Annotated in this window: 16 protein-coding genes and 1 other RNA gene; 12 read left to right on the forward strand and 5 right to left on the reverse strand. The window is 68.9% G+C overall.

Annotation, left to right across the window (positions count from 1 at the left end; translation table 11 throughout):
* The first annotated feature begins 25 nt into the window (after window positions 1-25).
* Window positions 26-952 (forward strand): LysR family transcriptional regulator, encoded by a 927-nt coding sequence (locus tag K8940_RS01460; RefSeq protein ID WP_223392781.1) that lies wholly within the window; start codon window positions 26-28, stop codon window positions 950-952.
* Between the two features lie 18 nt (window positions 953-970).
* Here the strand turns inward: K8940_RS01460 and K8940_RS01465 are convergent, their stop codons facing one another.
* Window positions 971-2017, reverse strand: coding sequence for an aspartate-semialdehyde dehydrogenase (locus K8940_RS01465; RefSeq protein WP_223392782.1), 1047 nt, complete (start codon window positions 2015-2017; stop codon window positions 971-973).
* Window positions 2018-2555: 538 nt separating this feature from the next.
* The gene (locus tag K8940_RS01470; protein WP_223392783.1) at window positions 2556-3227 is read right to left on the reverse strand and encodes a glutathione S-transferase family protein; all 672 of its coding nucleotides are present in this window, start codon (window positions 3225-3227) and stop codon (window positions 2556-2558) included.
* A 137-nt stretch (window positions 3228-3364) separates the two neighbouring features.
* On the opposite strand from K8940_RS01470, the gene K8940_RS01475 reads away from it, so the two are divergent.
* The 3 genes from K8940_RS01475 (at window position 3365) to K8940_RS01485 (ending at window position 6208) form a co-directional block, all read left to right on the forward strand.
* On the forward strand, window positions 3365-4405 hold the full coding sequence (locus tag K8940_RS01475; protein ID WP_223392784.1) for a ribonucleotide-diphosphate reductase subunit beta: 1041 nt from the start codon (window positions 3365-3367) through the stop codon (window positions 4403-4405).
* A 158-nt stretch (window positions 4406-4563) separates the two neighbouring features.
* Window positions 4564-5274, forward strand: a complete 711-nt coding sequence (locus K8940_RS01480) for a hypothetical protein (RefSeq protein ID WP_223392785.1) — start codon at window positions 4564-4566, stop codon at window positions 5272-5274.
* 61 nt (window positions 5275-5335) lie between these two features.
* Window positions 5336-6208 carry a 2-dehydropantoate 2-reductase gene (locus tag K8940_RS01485; protein ID WP_223392786.1) on the forward strand — a complete coding sequence of 291 codons (873 nt, stop codon included), beginning with the start codon at window positions 5336-5338 and terminating at the stop codon, window positions 6206-6208.
* 21 nt (window positions 6209-6229) lie between these two features.
* On the opposite strand, the gene K8940_RS01490 is transcribed toward K8940_RS01485, so the two are convergent.
* Together K8940_RS01490 and K8940_RS01495 are read right to left on the reverse strand one after the other, a co-directional pair.
* Entirely contained in the window at window positions 6230-6655 is a 426-nt protein-coding gene (locus K8940_RS01490; RefSeq protein ID WP_223392787.1) for a DUF6491 family protein, read from the reverse strand.
* Window positions 6656-6803: 148 nt separating this feature from the next.
* Window positions 6804-8063, reverse strand: coding sequence for a dicarboxylate/amino acid:cation symporter (locus K8940_RS01495; RefSeq protein WP_223392788.1), 1260 nt, complete (start codon window positions 8061-8063; stop codon window positions 6804-6806).
* A 310-nt stretch (window positions 8064-8373) separates the two neighbouring features.
* Here K8940_RS01495 and K8940_RS01500 point away from each other — a divergent pair, with 310 nt between their 5' ends.
* On the forward strand, window positions 8374-9828 hold the full coding sequence (locus tag K8940_RS01500; RefSeq protein WP_223392789.1) for an AMP nucleosidase: 1455 nt from the start codon (window positions 8374-8376) through the stop codon (window positions 9826-9828).
* Window positions 9829-9927: 99 nt separating this feature from the next.
* Here K8940_RS01500 and nudC read toward each other — a convergent pair whose 3' ends face one another.
* The gene (gene nudC, locus K8940_RS01505; RefSeq protein WP_223392790.1) at window positions 9928-10866 is read right to left on the reverse strand and encodes an NAD(+) diphosphatase; all 939 of its coding nucleotides are present in this window, start codon (window positions 10864-10866) and stop codon (window positions 9928-9930) included.
* Between the two features lie 93 nt (window positions 10867-10959).
* On the opposite strand from nudC, the gene ffs reads away from it, so the two are divergent.
* The 7 genes from ffs (at window position 10960) to def (ending at window position 16133) form a co-directional block, all read left to right on the forward strand.
* Window positions 10960-11057, forward strand: an RNA gene (ffs, locus tag K8940_RS01510) — signal recognition particle sRNA small type.
* A gap of 90 nt (window positions 11058-11147) precedes the next feature.
* Window positions 11148-12995, forward strand: coding sequence for a DNA polymerase III subunit gamma/tau (locus tag K8940_RS01515; RefSeq protein WP_223392791.1), 1848 nt, complete (start codon window positions 11148-11150; stop codon window positions 12993-12995).
* A gap of 47 nt (window positions 12996-13042) precedes the next feature.
* Window positions 13043-13372, forward strand: coding sequence for a YbaB/EbfC family nucleoid-associated protein (locus K8940_RS01520; RefSeq protein ID WP_223392792.1), 330 nt, complete (start codon window positions 13043-13045; stop codon window positions 13370-13372).
* Between the two features lie 37 nt (window positions 13373-13409).
* Complete coding sequence (recR, locus tag K8940_RS01525) at window positions 13410-14012, forward strand: recombination mediator RecR (RefSeq protein ID WP_223392793.1); 603 nt, start codon at window positions 13410-13412, stop codon at window positions 14010-14012.
* Window positions 14013-14123: 111 nt separating this feature from the next.
* Window positions 14124-14276, forward strand: a complete 153-nt coding sequence (locus tag K8940_RS01530) for a hypothetical protein (RefSeq protein ID WP_223392794.1) — start codon at window positions 14124-14126, stop codon at window positions 14274-14276.
* 52 nt (window positions 14277-14328) lie between these two features.
* Window positions 14329-15603, forward strand: a complete 1275-nt coding sequence (gene rmuC, locus K8940_RS01535; protein ID WP_223392795.1) for a DNA recombination protein RmuC — start codon at window positions 14329-14331, stop codon at window positions 15601-15603.
* An 8-nt stretch (window positions 15604-15611) separates the two neighbouring features.
* Window positions 15612-16133: a peptide deformylase gene (def, locus tag K8940_RS01540; RefSeq protein WP_223392796.1), complete on the forward strand. Its 522-nt coding sequence runs from the start codon at window positions 15612-15614 to the stop codon at window positions 16131-16133.
* Window positions 16134-16138: the final 5 nt, after the last annotated feature.

The following is a 16138-nucleotide window of genomic DNA, read 5'->3' on the forward strand; positions in this document are numbered from 1 at the left end:
ACTTCACCTGTGACTTGAGGGAACAATGGCCCGCCAGGAGATCAACCGCTCCGGAGAGATGGAGGTCTTCGCCCGGGTGGTGGAGGAGGGCGGCTTCACCGCCGCGGCCAAGGCGCTGTCGATGACCCCGTCGGCGGTCAGCAAGCTGGTGGCGCGGCTGGAGGCCCGCCTGGGCTCGCGCCTGGTCGTCCGTTCGACCCGCAAGCTGCAGCTGACCGCCGAGGGCCTGACCTTCCACGAACGGTCCCTGCGGGTGCTGGCCGACTTGGACGAGGCCGAGCGTTCGGTGGCGTCCTGCGCCGTGCCCAAGGGGCGGCTGCGGATCAATTCCAACGTGCCGTTCGGGATCCACCACCTGCTGCCGCTGATCCCGAGGTTCTCGGCCCTGCATCCCGAGGTGCAGATCGACGTCACCCTGACCGACCAGGTGATCGACCTGCTGGACGAACGCGCCGAGCTGGCGATCCGGGTCGGGCCGCTGAAGCCGTCGCAGCTGGTGGCCAAGAAGCTGGGCGACAGCCGCATGGTGCTGGTCGCCTCGCCGGACTATCTGGCCCGGCGCGGGACGCCGAAGCATCCCGACGACCTGGCGGCGCACGACCTGATCACCTTCAACTTCTCGCGCCATCGCGACGAGTGGCCGGTTCTGGTCGATGGCGAGCGGGCGTGGCGGACCGCGCACGGCCGGGCCATGGTCGGCGACGGCGAGAGCGCCGGGCGCCTGGCCCTGGCCGGGCAGGGGATCACGCGGCTTTCCATGTTCCACATCGCCCACGACATCGCCGCCGGTCGGCTGGTCCCGGTGCTGGAGGCCTTCAATCCCGGCGACGTCGAGACGATCAGCGCCGTCTATGTCGGCCACGCCGGCCCGCTGCCGGCGCGGGTGCGGGCGTTCATCGACTTCCTGGCGGCGGAGGTCGATGTCGACTGGCCGGTGGGGCGGACGCCGTAGCGCCCGCCCTTCCAGGTCCTATGCGTCCAGCATCACCTCGGCGATCTGCACCGCGTTCAGGGCCGCGCCCTTGCGCAGGTTGTCGCCGACCACGAACAGGGCCAGGCCGTGCGCGACGGTCGGATCGGGCCGCAGGCGGCCGACGAACACCGGGTCCTGGCCGGTGGCGGCCAGCGGGTTCGGCACGGCTTCGACCACCACGCCCGGCGCGGCGCTCAACAGGGCCGTGGCTTCGGCGACCGGCAGCGGGCGCTCGAACTCGGCGTTGATCGACAGCGAGTGGCCGGTGAAGACCGGCACGCGCACGCAGGTGCCCGAGACCGGCAGGCCGGGGATTTCCAAGATCTTGCGGCTCTCGTCGCGCAGCTTCAGCTCTTCCTCGGTATAGCCGTCCTCGCCCAGCACGTAGTTCAGCGGCACGACGTTGTAGGCCAGGGGCACGGCCCACTTGCGCGGGGCGGGCAGGGGCGCGGCGTTCGGCGACTGGGCCAGGCCGTCCAGGTCGCCGGCGGAGCCAGCGCGCAGCTGCTCGGACAGCACCTGGATGCCCTCGACCCCGCCGCCCGAGGCGGCCTGGTAGGTGCTGACGGTCAGGCGCTTCAGGCCGGCCTTCTCGTGCAGGGGCTTCAGCACCGGCATGGCGGCCATGGTGGTGCAGTTGGGGTTGGCGACGATGCCCTTGGGGATGTTCGCCAGCGCGTGCGGATTGACCTCGGCGACCACCAGCGGGACGTCCGGATCCGAGCGCCAGGCCGAGCTGTTGTCGATCACCACGGCTCCGGCCGCGGCGGCCTTCGGCGCCAGCTCGCGCGAGGTGCTCCCGCCGGCCGAGAAGAACACGATGTCCAGGCCCGCGAAGTCGGCGGTCCCGGCGTCCTCGACGACGATCTCCTGGCCCTTGAAGTCGATCTTGCTCCCGGCCGAGCGGGCCGAGGCGAACAGGCGCAGGCCGGCCAGCGGGAAGTCCCGCTCGGCCAGCAGCTCGCGCATCATGCCGCCCACGAGGCCGGTGGCGCCGACGACGCCGACGCGGGGGGGATTGGCTCGGGAAAACTTGAAGCTCATGACAGTGCGTACTCCTGGTGTGGGGAGCGCGGGGAGCTGTCAGGTCTCGTGCAGTGAGAGCCGCCCCGCGCCGTTCGGCGGGGCTGGTTCGAGGATGCCGCTTAGATCGCGCGCATACCCGCCGCCCCACCGAAGTGGGTCGTTTTGCGGGTAATAATTGGGGTCACGGCGAATTGCATCGGCGCGGTTGATAGCGGGGAAGCGTGGCCGCGTAAAGGGCGGGGCGGGGAATAATGATGCGGCGCGGGCGCGCAGGGGTTGGCCCTTGGGCAAAATATGCTTCGCTCGCGCCCCTATTCCGCTCATCCCCGCGAAAGCGGGGACCCAAGCCGAGTCAGCGAATTGAGCTCCGTCCGTGCGACATCCCGACAATCCGCTTGGGTCCCCGCTTTCGCGGGGATGAGCGGTGATGGGGTGGCTGAGGCTTCTTCTCTCCGGAGAAGGAGCCCTGCACGCTCCAGCCTGCAAGAGATTAAGGACCGCACCGACCTGGGGAGGTCGGGCATCCAAACCCCTCTCTCATAGAGAGAGGGAGGGGTTAGGAGGCCTGCTGCCCCAACCGCTCCCACCCGTCAAAGAACGGGAACCTCTCCGCCCAAAACCCCGCCAGCCGCGGATCCGCGTCCACCCGCTTCACCACCTCCGCCATCCTCGGCGCCGCCTCGTAGAACCGTACCCGCCGTGGCCCCCAGCGGCTGACGACCGTCACGTACAGGTCCAGCACCGTAAGCTCGTCCCCCAGCAGATACCGCCCCGGGCTCACCTGGCTCTCCATCATCCGCCAGCAGTCCAGGATCCGTTCGGCCGTCGCCGCCTTGATCCGCGCCTGGACCTCTGGATCGGGCCCGCCCAGGCGTGACGGGTCGTCGCGCACCCAGAACAGCGAATAGATCGAGGCCGGGATGAAGGTCATCCAGCGCAGGAACTGGGCGCGGGTTGGGTCGTCGATCGCGGGGCCCAGCCGGGCCTCCGGAAAGCGGTCGGCCAGCCAGATCAGGATGGCGGCGCTTTCGGTGATGGTCTCGCCCTCGGGGGTGACCAGGGCCGGGATCTGCTTCAGCGGATTGACCGTCGCGACCTTGGCCTGCTCGGCCTCGCCCTCCCAGGTCGGCGCCTCGACGATCTCATAGGGCAGGCCGATCAAGGACATAGCCGCCTCGACCGGCACGCCGCCCGATCCGAGGGCGCTGAACAGACGATAGGCGGTCATGGGCGACTCCGGCTTATCCACAGGCTGCTCACAACATCTTGTGTGGGTGCGACGTCGACACCACTAGATGAACGCGGCCGCTTTGATAGGGTTATGAAGCTTACCGCTCTTCGTCGATTCTGCCCCGAGGCCCTGTCATGTCCGCTCCGTCGTCGCTGATCCTGCCCGGCCTGATGACCCCTTCGGGCGGCTACAAGCCGTTCCGCTATCCGTGGGCCTACGACTTCTGGAAGAAGCAGCAGCAGGTCCACTGGATGCCGGAAGAGGTGCCGCTGGGCGAGGACCTCAAGGACTGGGCCGTCAAGCTGAACGACAAGGAACGGAACCTGCTGACGCAGATCTTCCGCTTCTTCACCCAGTCCGACGTCGAGGTGCAGGACAACTACATGGAGCGCTACGGTCGGGTGTTCAAACCGACCGAAGTGAAGATGATGCTGGCCTCGTTCGCGAACATGGAGACGATCCATATCGCGGCCTACGCCCTGCTGCTCGAGACCATTGGCATGCCCGAGACCGAGTTCTCGGCGTTCATGGAATACGAGGCCATGAAGGCCAAGCATGACTACATGCAGACCTTCGGCGTCGACTCGAACGCCGACATCTGCCGGACGCTCGCCATGTTCGGCGGCTTCACCGAAGGCCTGCAGCTGTTCGCCTCGTTCGCGATGCTGATGAACTTCCCGCGCTTCAACAAGATGAAGGGCATGGGCCAGATCGTCTCGTGGTCGATCCGCGACGAGAGCCTGCACTGCGACGGCATCATCAAGCTGTACCACGCCTTCAACAAGGAGACGGGCGCGGTGACCAAGGCCGTGGCCGACGACATCGTCGACTGCTGCAAGACCGTGGTGAAGATGGAGGACGCCTTCATCGACCTGGCCTTCGAGGCCGGCGACATCCAGGGCATGACCCCCGACGATATCAAGTCGTACATCCGCTTCATCGCCGACTGGCGCCTGCGCCAGCTGCAGCTGCCGGAAGTGTACGGCGTGAAGGAAAACCCGCTGCCCTGGCTGCAGTCGCTGCTGTCGGGCGTCGAGCACGCCAACTTCTTCGAGGCCCGGGCGACCGAGTACTCCAAGGCCGCGACCAAGGGCCAGTGGCACGGTTCGGACGGCGTGTGGACCAGCTTCGACGAGATGATGAAGAAGCGCTCGGACCTGACGCCGGCGGAATAATCGCTTCAAGAGGGGCGGAGGAAGGGCGGGATCGGCGAGAGCCGGTTCCGCCCTTCTTCGTTCTCGCCGCCCGCCGACCTTGACCGTTTCCGCCTTGGTGCGGCCCCGCTTCCGACACAACCGAAGGGTGCTATCGCGGCCTCGGCTTGGGGGCGGGGATGAAGGTTTTCCGACGGCGGCGGCTGGTCTTCATCGCGGCGTTCTCGCTGGCGCTGCACGCGTTGGTGCTGGTCTGGCTGGCCTGGCCCACGTCGCCGAACCTGCTGGCCGCGGGGCCCGACCTGTCGCTGATGTCCGTCGAGCTGATGAAGCCGCCCTCGTCGTCGCCCTCGCCGAAGCGCGCGCGGAAGCCGGCCGCCACGCGCCCGGCCGCGGCCTCCGCCCGGCCGACGGTCGCCCGACCGGCTCAGGCCGAGGCGATGGTCTCGCCGCCGCCCGGCGTCGTGGCTGTCCCGGCGCCCGCGTCGACGGGGCAGGCCGTTCCGGACGCCCTGCGCGCCGCGCTCCGGACAGGCGGCGGCGGCTGTACGCGGCCGATGTCGCGTGAGGCGCGCGAGGCCTGCGAGGAGAAGCTGGGCCGGCTGCGCGCCGGGGCGCCCAGCTATGACGCGCCGATGGATCCGGGCAAGCGGGCCTATTACGACGCCGTCGTCGCGGCAGGGCCGTCGGGCGGGACCTATGGCGATCCGAAGCCTGGCGCCGCGACGCCCGACGCCGACTATTTCCGCGTCCTCAATTGCTCGATCAAGTTCGGCGCGGGCAAGAAGTCGAAGGGCCGCCAGGGCGAGGTGCGTCTGGGGCGCACGCCCTGCTCCATTCCCTTGCAGGGCAGCGTCTTCACGCCCGAGGCCGGCGTCCGCAAGCGCTAGAAGTGCGTGACCCCGTCGCGAACGCGCTCTAGGACGGGCCGACCTCAGTCGGAGCCTGCCCATGACCACCATCGCCCTGATCGGACCCGGCGCCATCGGCGGAACCCTGGCCGCGTGGCTGGCCCAGCGGAGCGACCTGGACCTGACCGTCTGCGTGCGCACGCCGTTCGAGCGGCTAGTGCTGGAGACGCCCGACGGCGAGGTGACCGCTTCGCCGCGCCTGGCGACCTCGCCGGAAGGCCTCTCGCCGGTCGACTGGGTGCTGGTGGCGACCAAGGCCTATGACGACGCGGCCGCCGCGCCGTGGCTGAAGACCCTGGTGGGGCCCAACACCAAGGTGGCGGTGATCCGCAACGGGGTCGAGCACCGCGAGGCCTTCGCCGGCCGCGTGGCCGACGAGAACCTGGTTCCAGTGATCGTCGACTTCCCGGCCGAGCGGCCCGGGCCGGGGGTGTTCCGCCAGCGGCGCTACGGCTGGATCCGGGTTCCGGCGGGGGCGAACGGCGAGGCCTTCGCGGCGCTGTTCGCTGACTGTCCGATCGACGTGGCGACGACCGACGACTTCATCTCGGTGGCTTGGCGCAAGCTGGCCTTGAACGCGGCCGGAGCGGTCAACGCCATGACCCTGAAGCCTTCCGGCGTCGCGCGCGATCGGGGCGCGGCCCAGGTGATGAAGACCCTGGTCGCCGAATGCGTGGCGGTGGGCCGGGCCGAGGGCGCGACCCTCTCCGACGACATCGGCGAGCAGGTGGTCGAGGGCTACCGCGCCGGGCCGCCGGACATGGTCAATTCGCTGCTGGCCGATCGCGCCGCCGGCCGGCCGATGGAGCTGGACGCCCGCAACGGCGTCATCGTCCGCAAGGGCGCGGCGCATGGCATCGCCACCCCCGCCAACGCCATGATCGTGGCCCTGCTGAACGCGGCGGCGGGGTAGGGGCGAGGTTTCGAACCCAGCCTACGGCTGGTACTTCTTCGGGATCGCCTTGACCTGTTCGGGGGTCAGCTTGGTGATCGTCTTGGCGCGGATGGGCGTCGAGAAGCCCATGCCGTCCGAGACCCGCAGGTCCAGGTCCAGCGGGTTGCAGATGCTGTCGCTGCCGCGGACGATCGAGACCAGGTGGGTGCCCGGCCAGGTCAGCTGGTTGGAGCCCCACGACAGGTCGACGCGATAGACGTCGCGCCCCCGCACCTTCATGTACAGGGTGTCCTTGTCCGGGGCGGTCCAGCCGCGCCAGTCGGAGAGGTAGAAGCACTGGCGGGCGGGCTTCGCGGGCTTGGCCTGAACGTCGCCCTGAGCCGCCGAAGCGGCCGTCGCGCTCAGGCCAGCGGCGATGGCGAGCCCGATCAGCGCGGGGCGCGTGACGTGGGTGAGCTTGCTCATGGCGTGGTCGTCCTAAAGGTCCCTCGGATCAAGAGATTGGGCCTCTCCCGGGCCTTGTCAAGTTTTTACTGTACATTTGAAACTGTACACGAAAACGGCCCGCGCTCGGGGAGGGCGGGCCGTCTCGAAAAGTCTTGTCGTAAAGGGCTCAGGCCTTGGCGGGCTCGACGTCCGGCTCGATGTCGTCCAGCTCGCCCTCCCACTTGGCGACCACGGCGGCGGCGACGCTGTTGCCGACGACGTTGGTGGCGCTGCGGCCCATGTCCAGCAGGTGGTCGACGCCGAGCACCAGGGCGATCCAGGCGTCGGGCATGCCGAAGTGGGTCAGGGTGGCCATGATCACCACCAGGGAGGCGCGCGGGATGCCGGCGATGCCCTTGGACGTCACCATCAGCAGCGCCAGCATGAAGATCTGCTGCTGAATCGACAGGTGCACGCCGTGCGCCTGCAGGATGAACATGGTGGCGAAGGTGCAGTACAGCATCGAGCCGTCGAGGTTGAACGAGTAGCCCAGCGGCAGCACGAACGAGACGATGCGGCGGCGCACGCCGATCTTGGGCAGGCCGTCCAGGATGCGCGGATAGGCCGCTTCCGACGAGGCGGTCGAGAAGGCCAGCAGGGCCGGGTCGCGGATCACGCCGAACAGCGGGAAGACCCGCTTGCCGATCACCAGGAAGGCGGCGACGAACAGCAGGGCCCACAGCACGCCCATGGTCGCGTAGAAGCCCAGGACGAACTTGCCGTAGACCAGCAGCATCGAGATGCCCTGGGTGGCGATGGACGCGGCCAGGGCGCAGAAGATCGCCAGCGGAGCCAGCTTCATCACGAAGCTGGTGACCTTCAGCATGATCTGGGCGCCCTGCTCGGCCAGTTCCATGATCTGCGGGGCCTTGTTGTCCAGCGAGGCGACGGCCGTGCCGACGAACAGCGAGAAGACGACGATCTGCAGGATCTCGTTCTTGGCCATGGCGTCGAAGATCGAGGTCGGCACCAGGTGGGTGATGAAGGTCTGCAGGGTGAAGCCTTCGGTCGAGGCCGCCGGCGGCGCCGCGCCGCCCGAGACCGCGTCGGTCAGGGCGAGGCCCGCGCCCGGCTGCAGCAGGTGGACCATCAGGAGGCCCAGCAGCAGCGACACGGCCGAGGCGCTGATGAACCAGCCCATGGTCTTGACGCCGATCCGGCCGACCGAGGCGGCGTCCTCCATGTGGGCGATGCCCGCCACCAGGGTGGTGAAGACCAGCGGCGCGATGATCATCTTGATCAGGCGCAGGAACAGGTCGGTGCCCAGCTTGAACCACTTGGCCGCCTCGGCCGCGTGCGCGGGATCGAGGAACTGGTTGCAGGCCCAGCCCACGGTTACGCCCAGCACCATGGCCGCGACGATCAGAATGGCGAAGCGTTTGTTCATTCAGTCCCCCTGACGCTCCACGTGAGCGTCGACGGCGTATTCTGGTTTATGGAAGGAACGACGCGCGAGAACGCCCGCGCCGCCATTCGCTCCTTCCTTGAGCATTTCCGCCCTTGTGGCCGACCCGGGCGGGTTCGTCCATGCTCTTGAGGCGGTCCGGTCTGGGTAGTTTCGAGGCAAGCCGCATAAACAGGCTCAGTCTGTAGAGACGGAAGGCCATCGGGCTTCCTCATCTCGTCTAAGTAAGAAATCATTCCCCGGGGCGGGGCCGATGTCTCGCCAATGTCGCGAAACGTCGCTATAAGGACCCATGTCAAACCAAGAAAAAGCAATCGCCGTCGTCGAACGGCTGAATGACGAATACGAACGCGCCGTCGACGCTCTCCGGACCGCCCTGCGCGCCTATCTCGAAAACGGAACCCGCCCGGACCCGCAGACGCGGTTCGACGGCACGTTCGCCTATCCCGAGCTGCGCCTGACCTACGATCCCGAGGCCCTGCCGCCCAAGCTGGCCCGCTCGTACGCCCGCGTCAGCCGTCCCGGCGTCTATTCGACCACGATCACCAAGCCGGCCCAGTTCAAGGACTATCTGGTCGAGCAGCTGACCCTGCTGATGGATGACTTCGAGGTCGAGATCGAGGTCGAGCGCTCGCGCCAGGAGATCCCCTATCCCTACGTGCTGGACGCCTCGATCGACCTGAACCAGGCCGACGTGCGCAGCGAGGACATCGCCCGCTTCTTCCCGACCACGGACCTGGCCTTCATCGGCGACGAGATCGCCGACGGCGTCTGGAACCCGGCCCTGGAGGAGACGCGGCCCCTGTCGCTGTTCGACGGCCTGCGCACCGACTTCTCGCTGGCCCGCCTGCGGCACTACACCGGCGCGCCGGCCGAGGACGTGCAGCAGTTCATCCTGTTCACGAACTACCATCGCTATGTCGACGAGTTCGTGCGCTGGGGCATCGAGCAGCTGAAGGCACCCGACAGCCCCTACACGGCCCTGTCATGCTCGGGCGGGCTGACCATCACCGCCAACACGGCCAATCCGGAACTGGCGGTGGCGGAATCGACCTGGCGCAAGCACCAGATGCCGGCCTACCACCTGATGGCCCCGGGCGGTTCGGGCGTGACCCTGGTCAACATCGGCGTCGGCCCGTCCAACGCCAAGACCATCTGCGACCACCTGGCCGTCCTTCGTCCCCAGGCCTGGCTGATGATCGGCCACTGCGGCGGCCTGCGCGACACCCAGACCATCGGCGACTACGTCCTGGCCCACGCCTATCTGCGCGACGACCACGTGCTGGACGCCGTCCTGCCGCCGGAGATCCCGGTGCCCTCGATCGCCGAGGTCCAGCGGGCCCTCTACGACTCGGCCAAGGCGATCAGCGGCGACAGCGGCGACCAGCTGAAGAAACGCCTGCGCACGGGCACCGTCGTCACCACCGACGACCGCAACTGGGAACTGCGCCACAGCCTCTCGGCCCTGCGCTTCAACCAGAGCCGGGCCGTGGCCATCGACATGGAGAGCGCCACGATCTCGGCCCAGGGCTATCGCTTCCGGGTGCCGTACGGGACGCTGCTGTGCGTGTCGGACAAGCCGCTGCACGGCGAGATCAAGCTGCCCGGCCAGGCCAACGCCTTCTACGAGCGGGCGATCAGCCAGCACCTGCAGATCGGCATCATGGCCTGCAAGCTGCTGCACGCCGAGGGCCCGAACCTGCACTCGCGCAAACTGCGGGCGTTCGACGAGCCGCCGTTCCGGTAAGGCGGCCGGCTCGGCAGGCCCCCACCTGATCGCTACGCGATCGTCCGCCCCCCCGGTGGGGGCGGAGGGCCGCAGGCCCAGAGGGGGCAAGTAGCCCGCCTATTCTTCCGCCCAGGCCTTGATCAGCTGGTGCGCGATGGCCAGGGGCGGCGGGGCGAACAGCCCCTCGATCTCGCCCTTGATCAGCTGGACGGCTTCTTCCTTGCTGAACCAGCGCACGGCCTCCAGTTCGGTCTGGTCCGGGGCGGCGTCGGCGTTCTCGACCTCGGCGATCAGGCCCATCATCAGCGATGAGGGCCAGGGCCAGGGCTGGCTGGAGTGGTAGCGGACGGTCGTGGCCTTCAGGCCGGCCTCCTCGTGCAACTCGCGGGCGCAGGCCTCCTCGATGGTCTCGCCGGGCTCGATGAAGCCGGCCAGGGCCGAGAACATGCCGGGCGGCCACGCGGCCTGGCGGCCCAGCAGGCACTTGCCGTCGTGGATGGCCAGCATGATCGCCACCGGGTCGGTGCGCGGGAAATGCTCGGCGTCGCACGAGGGGCAGATGCGCTTCCAGCCGCTGTCGGCGACCTCGGTCTTCTGGCCGCAGGCGCTGCACCAGCGGTGGCGGCGGCGCCATTCGAACATCGACTTGGCCGTGGCCAGGATGCCGGCGTCGGCCAGCGGCATGGTCGCCGCCGCGCCGCGCAGCTCCTCGAACCGCCCCAGGCCCTGCAGCGGGCCCTCGGCCGGGTCCGACGCCGTGTCGATATCGACCGCGAAGACGGCGATGTCCTTCCACAGGCCCAGATAAAGCAGCTTCTCGGCGCCGCCCGCCAGGTCCTGGGCCATGTCGGCCCGCAGATAGGCGATCTGGACGCCGGTCGGCTTGCCCTCCTCGCCGAGGATGTCCTCGACGAGCGGCTTGCCGTTCCACAGCGCCACGGCCAGCGACTCGGCGTCGGCCAGCTTTTCCGCGATCCAGGCCTCGTCGCCGCGTCGCTCGCTGTCGCGGTTCAGGGGGTTGCCGGCGAAGGTGTTGGTGATGATCGAGAGAGGCATTTCGACTCTCTAGCGCGAGCGTGAACGCTCGTCACGACGTCGCAGATGTGTGATGCGCCTTGCATCCGCCGCGATGAGTCGCGATATAGGCCTCGGAGATCGGCGCGGACGGAAGCCTCGCCAACCTGGTCAGGGCCGAGAGGCAGCAGCCACAACGAGATCACCTCTGGGTCGCTGTCCGGTCTCCACCTTCCCTCAAAATCAGCGAAATCTGTCAGCAGATGGCCAGTCCGCCCGGACCGGGTCTTTTGCCGCGCCCTTCGCCCCACTACACTCAGCCCATGGCCGACCACGACGACCTCACGCCTGATTCCGCGCCGCCGTGGGACGAGGCTCCCCCCGGCGAAGATTTGGCCGAGCGGGACGAGAACACCGCCGACATCTTCGGCGAGGCGCCCAAGCCGGCCGCCGCGGCCGAAGAGGCGCGCCCCGTGGTCCAGGATCCGCCGCCCGAGACCGGCGACGCCTATACGGTGCTGGCGCGCAAGTATCGCCCGCGCACCTTCGAGGACCTGATCGGCCAGGAGGCCATGGTCCGCACACTGGCCAACGCCTTCTCCACGGGCCGCATCGCCCACGCCTTCATGCTCACCGGCGTGCGAGGCGTCGGCAAGACCACGACCGCGCGCCTGCTGGCTCGGGCGCTCAACTACGAGACCGACACCGTCAAGGGCCCCTCGGTCGACCTGACCACCGAAGGCTATCACTGCCGCGCCATCATCGAGGGCCGGCACATGGACGTGCTGGAGCTGGATGCCGCCAGCCGCACTAAGGTCGACGAGATGCGCGAGCTGCTGGACGGGGTGCGCTATGCGCCCGTCGAGGCGCGCTACAAGGTCTACATCATTGACGAAGTGCACATGCTGTCGACGGCGGCGTTCAACGCGCTGCTGAAGACGCTGGAAGAGCCGCCGCCGCACGCCAAGTTCATCTTCGCCACCACCGAGATCCGCAAGGTGCCGGTGACGATCCTGTCGCGGACCCAGCGCTTCGACCTGCGCCGGGTCGAGCCGGACGTACTGGTCAAGCACTTCGACCGCATCTCGGCCAAGGAGGGGGCGCGGATCGAGATGGACGCCCTGGCCCTGATCGCCCGCGCGGCCGAGGGTTCGGTGCGCGACGGCCTGTCGCTGCTGGACCAGGCCATCGTCCAGACCGATCGCGGGGCGACGGTCACCGCCGCTGTCGTGCGCGACATGCTGGGCCTGGCCGATCGCGGCCAGACCATCGCTCTGTTCGAGAACGTCATGGCCGGCAAGACCAAGGACGCCCTGGAGGGCTTCCGGGCCCTGTGGGGCTTCGGGGCCGATCCGGCGGTGGTGATGCTGGACGTGCTGGACCATTGCCACGCCTCGGCGGTGTCCAAGGCCCTGGGGCCGGACGCCCTGTCGCTGCCCAAGGAGCAGGCCGCGCGCCTGGCGGCCATCGGAGCCCATACCTCGGCCGGCACGCTCTCGCGCCTGTGGCAGATGCTGCTGAAGGCCCATGACGAGGTGCGCCGCGCGCCCGACGCCATGGCCGCGGCCGAGATGGCCCTGATCCGCCTGTGCTACGCCGCCGACCTGCCCGGTCCGGAAGAGGCGCTGAAGGCCCTGCGCGACGGCGCGCCGATCGGCGGCGGTGGTCCGGGTGGCGGCGTCGCCGTGGGCGGTGGCGCGGCTGGCGGCGCGGTCTCGGCCGCCCATGCGCCGATGACCATGGCCGCGCCGGGCGCCCAGGCCATGCCGGTGGTGGCCTCGTTCGACGACGTCATGGCCCTGATCGCGGCCAAGCGCGACATCGGTCTGCGCCTGGACGCCGAGCAGTATATCCGCCCGATCAGCTTCCGGCCCGGCGCCATCACCTTCGAGGCCGGTCCCGGCGCGCCCGGCAACCTGGCCGGCCGCCTGGTCCGCTTCCTGAAGGAGCATACCGGCCAGCCCTGGCTGGTCGCCGCCGAGGGCGGCGGCGGGGCCGAGAGCCTGATGGAGCGCCAGAAGCGCGAGGAGCGCGAGGCGCTGGACGAGATCAAGAAGGATCCCTTTGTCTCGTCGGTGCTGTCGGCCTTCCCCGGCGCCGAGATCGTCGAGATCCGCAAGCTCCTCACCCCCGAGACGCCTCCGCTGGAGCCGGACGAGGAAGAGGGATAGGCCCTTCCCCCTCGAGGGGCGGGGAATTCGAAAGTTGGAGACGTGAGATGAAAGACCTCGGCGGCCTGATGAAGCAGGCCCAGGCCATGCAGCAGAAACTCGCCGACGCCCAGGCGCGCCTGGCCGAAAGCACCGTCGAGGGGACCTCGGGCGGCGGCATGGTCACGGTCGTGCTGAGGGGTACGGGCGAGCTGGCCAAGGTGACGCTGGACGAGAGCCTGATCGAGCCGGGCGAGGGCGAGGTCATCGCCGACCTGATCGTCGCCGCCCACGCCGACGCCAAGAAGAAGCTGGACGCCAAGCAGGCCCAGATGATGCAGGAAGCCGCAGGGCCCATGGCGGGCCTGATGGGCGGCATGCCCGGGATGAAGTTCTAGGCCGCCCTTTCCGTCGGGAAGGGATGAAAGGAAAAGCGTGGGAGCCTCCGCCGGACCCGAGATCGAGCGCCTGATCGCCCTGTTGTCCAAGCTGCCGGGGCTGGGTCCGCGCTCAGGCCGGCGGGCGGCCCTGGCCCTGCTCAAGAAGCGCGACACCCTGCTGGCGCCGCTGGCCGCCGCCATGGCCGAGGCGCAGGCCAAGGTCCGGACCTGCTCGACGTGCGGCTCGCTGGACGTCACCGATCCCTGCTCGATCTGCGCCGACGGCTCGCGCGACCAGCGCCTGCTGTGCGTGGTCGAGGAGGTCGGCTCGGTCTGGGCGATGGAGCGCGGCGGCTCGTTCCGGGGCCGCTATCACGTGCTGGGCGGCCTGCTGTCGGCCCTGGACGGCGTGGGTCCCGAGGCCCTGCGGATCGGCGAGTTGGCCGCCCGGGTCGGCGAGGGCGAGGTCGCCGAGGTGATCCTGGCCCTGCCGGCCACGGTCGATGGCCAGACGACCGCCCACTACATCGCCGACCGGCTGGCGCGGACCAACGTGCCGGTCACCATGCTGGCGCGCGGCGTGCCGGTCGGCGGCGATCTCGACTGGCTCGACGACGGCACCATCGCCCAGGCGCTGCGCGCCCGGCGACCGGCTTGACGGAAAATCTCCAGGTCGAAGCAATCACGCCCTGACAAGACCGCGAAGGCGGTGGCAAGCTCAGCCTCGCCACGCCGGCGATCGTCGCCGTGCGAGCGGAGAGACTTTCCGATGAGCACTCCTGAAGACGAGACCCCCGAAGTCGAAACCGAAGCCCCGCACCCGGCCAAGGTCGGCGTGGTCGACAGGGGCCACAATGTCACCGGCTTCGGCGGTGAACCGATCAGCGGCATGATCGCCGACCTCGCCGACGGCGACGACTGATCAAAGCGGCGGCGGCCTTTAAGCCGCCGCCGACTCCCGGTAAGAACGGAGCATGAACTTTTCTGACCCGTTCCTGATCCTGGCCGTCGTCTTCGCCCTGGCGGCCATTGCCTGCGCCCTGTGGGCGGTCGCCAGCCAGCGTAGGGCCGCCAAGGCCGAGGCCCAGGCCTGGATGCTGAACGAGCGCGTCGCCCAGGCCGAGGAGCGCCATCGCCTCCTCGAAGACCAGAGCGCCACCCAGATCGAGCTGATCAAGGCCCAGGCCGCCCAGAGCGCCAACGCCATCGCCGAGCAACTGATCAAGCGCGCCGACGAGAACGCCAAGAGCCGCGATAACCTGACCCAGGCCCGCCTCGAGGCCCAGCTGAAGCCGGTGGCCGAGACCCTGGCCAAGTTCGAGGCCCAGGTCACCGCCGTCGAGAAGGCCCGCGCCGAGGAGACCGGCGGCCTCAAGGCCCAGATCGCCGCCCTGCTGGAAGCTTCCACCGCCACCCAGGCCGAGGCCCGCAAGCTGTCGGCCGCCCTGCGCCGCGGAGCCGGGGTCCAGGGCCGCTGGGGCGAGCAGATGCTCCGCAACGTGCTGGAGATGGCCGGCTTGAAGCATGGCGTGGACTTCACCGAGCAGGTTCAGTTGGACTCCGGCCGGTTGCGCCCCGACGTCGTCGTGCGCATGCCGAGGAACGCCGCCTTCGTGATCGACGCCAAGTGCTCGCTCACCGCCTATCTGGAGGCCCAGGACGCCGGCGACGAGATCGTGCGGGAGGCGGCATATGTCCGTCATGCCGCCAGCCTGCGCACCCACGTTCAGCAGCTGTCGGCCAAGGCCTATTGGGACGCCCTGGAGGTCTCGCCCGACTTCGTGACCATGTTCGTTCCCGGCGACGGCATCCTGACCGCCGCGCTCGAGCGCGCGCCCGAGCTGATGACCGAGGCGATGGACAAGCGGGTGATCATCGTCACGCCCTCGACCCTGTTCGCGCTGTGCAAGGCTGTCGCCTATGGCTGGCGGGTCGAGGAGCAGGCCAAGAACGCCGTCGAGGTCGCCGCCCTGGGGCGCGAACTCTACAAGCGCATCGCGGACATGGGCGGCCACGTCGCGGGCGTGGGCCGTTCGCTGTCGGCGGCGGTCGACAAGTACAACGCCTTTGTCGGGTCGCTGGAGAGCCGTGTCCTGCCCAAGGCCCGCGAGTTCGAGAAGCTGAAGGTCGACCATGGCGGCAAGCCGATGGACGAGGTGCCCGCCATCGAGACGGCCGTCCGGCCCGTCACCAAGCTGGACGTGGGGCAATCCCCCACCTTGACGCTCGGAAATGAGACGCCTACCTGACATTCATCATGGCTATCCGTCGCATCCTCACCGTCGATAACGCTGCCGACCTGGCGGTTCTGAAGAAGATCTCCACCCCGGTGGAGACCGTCACCGACGAGTTGCGCGCGCTGATGGACGACATGCTGGAGACCATGTACGACGCCCCCGGCATCGGCCTGGCCGCCGTGCAGGTCGGCGAGCCGGTCCGCGTCATCACCATGGACCTGGCCCGCGAGGGCGAGGAGCCGGCCCCGCGCTACTTCGTCAATCCCGAGATCCTGTCGAGCTCGGAAGAGACCCTCGGCTACGAGGAAGGCTGCCTGTCGGTGCCGGAATATTTCGACGAGGTCGAGCGCCCGTCGAAGGTCACCATCCGCTACCTGAACTACCAGGGCGAGACGATCGTCGAGGAGGCCGAGGGCCTGTTCGCCGTCTGCATCCAGCACGAGATGGACCACCTGGAAGGCGTCCTGTTCATCGACCACCTCTCACGCCTGCGCCGCGACCGGGCCATCGCCAAGGTCAAGAAGTCGCGCCGCGCGGCGTAACCCGC

Origin of the sequence: Caulobacter segnis (genome assembly GCF_019931575.1) — a bacterium.
Taxonomy (GTDB): domain Bacteria; phylum Pseudomonadota; class Alphaproteobacteria; order Caulobacterales; family Caulobacteraceae; genus Caulobacter; species Caulobacter segnis_C.